Below are 4,444 nucleotides of genomic sequence, written 5' to 3'. Positions count from 1 at the left end.
GTACGAAACGGAACACATCCTCACCGACCGCCTCAGCGCGCTCGGCGGGTCGATCGAGCGGGGCGTGGAACTGCTCGGCCTCACCCAGGACGCCGCCGGTGTGACCGCGCGGTTGTCGACCGCCGGCGGCGAGACAACAGTGCGGGCGAAGTACATCGTGGGATCCGACGGCGCGCACAGCACCGTCCGCAAGGAACTGAACCTGTCCTTCAACGCCGGCTCCGGGCGTTTCCCCCAGCTGTTCATGCTCGCCGACATCGAGGTCGACTGGTCGATGCCCGAGGGCTACCTGCTGCGCTTCCTGCACGAGACCGACGGCCAGATGGACGGGATGCTCGTGTGCGTCCCGTTGCGGGGCCACGGCCGCTATCGCATCGCGACCATGGCGCCGCCGCGCATCATGGCCGAGGCCGCCCGTACGGACGTGCCGCCCGGTTTCATGAAGGAGTACGAGCCGCCGACACTGGCCGAGTTCCAGGTCGCGCTCGATCGGCTGGCGCCGCCCGGGACCACCGCGCGCAACCTGCGCTGGTCGTCGATCTTCCGGATCAGCCACGGGATCGTCGATCGTTACCGGGTCGGCCGGGCGTTCGTCGCCGGTGACGCCGCGCACCTGCATCCACCGGCGGGCGGTCAGGGCATGAACACCGGCATCCAGGACGCCTACAACCTCGGCTGGAAGATCGCGCTCGCGGCGGGTGGGCACGCAGGGCCGGACCTGCTCGACAGCTACGAGGCCGAGCGCCGCCCCGCCGGGGAGTCGGTCATGGGCCGCGCCGTACGGGTCGCGTTCACCGACGAGATGGACAACGAGGACGAGAAGGCGCAGTTCCTCGACGAGATGCAGATGACCCTGACCTACCGCGGCACCCCCTGGGTCGGGGAGGCGTTGGGCTGGGACGCCCCGGACCGGGGGCCGGCGGCCGGCGACCGCGCACCTGACGTGCACGGGCTGACCCGTCGCGGTGTCGGGCACCGGTTGCGACTGTTCGAGCTGATCCAGGGCACCGTGCACACACTGCTGTTCTACGGGGACGCCTCCTCGACCGAGGAGGACCTGATCGGCTACGAGAAGATAGCCGTCGCGGCCCGGCGGCAGGCCGCGGGACTGATCAATATCTATGTTGTGCTGGCCCCGGACGCCTTCACTCCCGCGGGTATCGACCTTCCCGTCATCCGCGACACCGAGCGTGACTACAGATCCGTTTACGGGACCACCGGGCCGTGCGCCTATCTGATCCGGCCGGACGGACACGTCGGTTTCCGCACCAGGCCGGTCCTCGCCGGCGCACTTGAAGATCATCTGCGCACCGTTTACGGCGGTGATGGTGGCTGATCTCGTCACAAGCGGAGAAAAGGACGATCCGGCCACGGAAGGCACCAGGCAAGGGCGTCGGGGGGCGCGATGATCGGATACGCAGAACGGGGAGTTGAATGGCAAGCAGCAGGCGGCTGCAGGTCGTGGTGTGCGGCGCCGGGGTGGCGGGGACGACGGTGTCCCTCGCGCTGGCGCGGCTCGGGCACGCGGTCACGCTGATCGAGCGTGATACCGCGGTGAGACCCGCCCGGCTCGACGAGGCCGGTACCTGGAAACGGATCGGGGTCGCGCAGCTGCACCAGCCGCACGCCTTTCTCGCCCGGATCTGTTCCGAACTCCTCACGGGTCTGCCTGACATTGTGGACGCCCTGTGGGTCGCCGGTGCGGTCGATTTGTCCCTGCCGGAGGGCGTGCGCCTGTTGCAGTGCCGCCGCAGCACGCTGGAATGGGTGCTGCGGCGGGGTGTCGAGACGGAGCCCGGGATAGACCTGCGGACCGGGACCGTCCAGCGGGTGGAGACGCGGCAGGGGGCGGTCGTCGGTGTGCGCCTGGCCGGGGGCGGGCTGTGCCCGGCCGATCTTGTGATCGACTGCGGTGGCCGGCGCAGCCGTCTCACCGCCGGCATGCGGGCCGAGGAGGCCTTCGACGAGCCGGCCAACGAGGTCTATGTCTCCCGTCGCTACCGGGCGCTGCCGGGACGGCAACTCGGTCCGGTCAACCGTGGGGCGGTCGGGGTCGAGGAAGCCGACGGTTACGCTCTGCTTGTCTTCCCCCATGACGCCGGCACCTTCACCGTCGCCTTCGTCCACATGCCGCGGGACAGGGGTCTGGCCGCGCTGCGCAGGACGCCCGTGTTCGAATCGGCCGCGCGGATCATGTCGCTCGGGGCGGACTGGACCGATCCCGACTTCGCCGAGCCGATCTCCAACATCATGGTCATGAAGGGGCTGCGCAACGCGTTCCGGCCGTTGGGTCCGGCCGCGCCCGACGGCCTGCATGCGCTCGGTGACACGGTCTGTACCACCAACCCGCATTTCGGTCGAGGCGCATCCCTGGCTGTCGCGCACGCGTTCAGGCTCGTCCAAGCGGTGGCCGAGGACCCCTCCGATCCGGCCGCGTGGCGTGACCGGGTCGATGCCTGGGTCCGCGACGAGCTGTGGTCGTGGTTCGACGACGCCCGACTGCTCGACCGGGCGCGCTCCGCGGCCTGGGGGGCGGTCATGGAGGGTGGGCTGCCGTCCATCCCGTCGATGAGCCCGCCGAGCCCGGTTTCGGTGCCGCGGTTCGTGGTGCTCGCCGCCGCCGGTGCCGATCCGGTGGTCGCGGCGGCGGCGCTGCGCCACATGCAGATGGTGGATCCGCCCGACGCACTGGACGCGGTGGAACCACGGGTAGCGAATCTGATCGCCAGGGGGTGGCGTCCGAGCCGTCCCCCGGGCGTTCCCACCCGGGCGGAACTGGTCGATATGATCTCCGCTGTCAGCGTCCCGGCACGGTGATCGCCGTGATGACCAGGCCGTTGCGGGCCAGCCAGCGGCCGGTGAAGCCGGTCAGCCGTTCGGGGACCCGGGCTTCCGGGAGCGCGGAAAGATCATGGTTGCGCTGCCCACGGCCCGGTGGAACGCCGCCGGGGAGCACAGGTCCGTCCACCAGCAGCCGGGCGGAGAAGGTACCCCCGAGCGGGTCGACCGTGATGGCCGCATCCTCGAAACCGAGCCAGCGTCGGGCCAGCGGAAACCAGGCCTTGTAGACCGACTCCTTGATGCTGAACAGCAGCCGGTCCCAGTGCACGGCGGGATCGCCGCGCATCAGCGGGCCGAGCCAGTCGTGTTCCTCGGGCAGGGCGATCTGGTCGAGCACACCCTCCGGCAGGACCTCGTTCGGTTCGGCATCGATACCGACCGTGACTATGTCGGTGGATCGGGCTACCACAGCGGCGCGGTAGCCGGCACAGTGCGTGATGCTGCCGATCACCCCGGAGGGCCATTGCGGTTCCCCCCGGGGTCCGCGCAGTACCGGCACCGGCGGCACGCCCAGGCCCGCGAGCGCGCGGTGGGCGCATACCCGGGCGGTGGTGAACTCCCGGCGACGTTTGTCCACGGACCGCGCGAGCGTCGCCTCCTCCTCGGGGAACAGCACAGCATCCGGATCGTCGGTGAACGCCTCCACCGCGACCACGGCGGGGGGAAGCAGCGTCGCGAGCAGCTCGGTCCCAGGCATAGTGATGCCGGTCACGTCGCTTTCGGGTATACCGGTACCAGGCATGCCTGTTCCAGACATCTCGGTACCGGACATCTCGGTCTCAGTCATGCCGGTCCGGCTCCGGCAGTATCTGTCGGGGGATGCTGCGGGGGCCGTTCCACTGGCGCCACTCCCGGGGATAACCGATCGAAACCTCCTCGAACCGGACGCCGTCATACCACGTTGTCCGGGGGATGTGCAGGTGGCCGTACACCACGGCGGCGGCGCGGAATCGTCGGTGCCAGTCGGCGGTGTTCTCGGTACCACACCACTGCGCAAACTCCGGATAGCGCAACACGTATGTCGGATCCCGCACGAGCGGGAAATGATTCACCAGGACGGTGGGTAGCTGCGGATCGCATTCGGCGAGCCGTTTGCGGGTGTGTTCGACCCGGGCCCGCGACCACGCGTCCACACTCGGGTAGGGGTCGGGAACCAGCAGGTACTCGTCTGCGCAGACCACGCCCGTCCGGTGCGCCAGGGCGAGCGCCTCCTGTTTGGAACCGGTACCGGGCGGGCGGAAGGTGTAATCGTAGAGGAGGAACAGCGGAGCCACGGTAACCGGACCGCCGGCACCCTCCCATATCGGATACGGATCCTCCGGGGTGAGAATGTGCAGGCTCCGGCACATCTCCACCAGGTGGTGGTAACGCCGCTCACCGGTCAACTGCACCGGATCCTTTTTCGGCGTCCACAGCTCGTGGTTGCCCGGCACCCAGATCACGGTGGAGAACCGGGAGCGCAGCAGCGCCAGCGCCCATTCGATTTCCGCGACGATCTCACCGACGTCACCGGCGACGATCAGCCAGTCCGCGTCCGATCCCGGTCGTAGTTCCTCGATGATTCGGCGGTTCTCGGCATACGCCACATGCAGATCACTGATGG

At 69.2% G+C, this 4,444-nt stretch carries 4 protein-coding genes; 2 read left to right on the top strand and 2 right to left on the bottom strand.

Annotation, left to right across the window (positions count from 1 at the left end):
• Both DD1DGNOD_RS17200 and DD1DGNOD_RS17195 read left to right on the top strand, forming a co-directional pair.
• A partial coding sequence (locus DD1DGNOD_RS17200; RefSeq protein ID WP_206443258.1) for an FAD-dependent monooxygenase occupies window positions 1-1,336 on the top strand: 1,336 nt, incomplete at its 5' end.
• Window positions 1,337-1,434: 98 nt separating this feature from the next.
• Complete coding sequence (locus tag DD1DGNOD_RS17195) at window positions 1,435-2,817, top strand: tryptophan 7-halogenase (RefSeq protein WP_131767483.1); 1,383 nt, start codon at window positions 1,435-1,437, stop codon at window positions 2,815-2,817.
• On the opposite strand, the gene DD1DGNOD_RS17190 is transcribed toward DD1DGNOD_RS17195, so the two are convergent.
• Both DD1DGNOD_RS17190 and DD1DGNOD_RS17185 read right to left on the bottom strand, forming a co-directional pair.
• Window positions 2,798-3,523: a 4'-phosphopantetheinyl transferase family protein gene (locus tag DD1DGNOD_RS17190; protein ID WP_131767488.1), complete on the bottom strand. Its 726-nt coding sequence runs from the start codon at window positions 3,521-3,523 to the stop codon at window positions 2,798-2,800. The two genes, DD1DGNOD_RS17195 and DD1DGNOD_RS17190, sit on opposite strands and share 20 nt — an antisense overlap.
• 97 nt (window positions 3,524-3,620) lie before the next feature.
• On the bottom strand, window positions 3,621-4,442 hold the full coding sequence (locus tag DD1DGNOD_RS17185; RefSeq protein WP_131770612.1) for a metallophosphoesterase family protein: 822 nt from the start codon (window positions 4,440-4,442) through the stop codon (window positions 3,621-3,623).
• Between the last annotated feature and the right edge of the window lie 2 nt (window positions 4,443-4,444).

This window comes from Candidatus Protofrankia californiensis (assembly GCF_900634765.1).
Lineage (GTDB): Bacteria > Actinomycetota > Actinomycetes > Frankiales > Frankiaceae > Protofrankia > Protofrankia californiensis.
Note: the sequence above shows the minus strand (reverse complement) of the source record. Positions and strands in the feature narration are given on the sequence as shown.

Excerpts from the sequence above, each read along its gene's own strand:
- DD1DGNOD_RS17195 (WP_131767483.1), top strand. The coding sequence starts at position 1,435 with ATGGCAAGCAGCAGGCGGCTGCAGGTCGTGGTGTGCGGCGCCGGGGTG.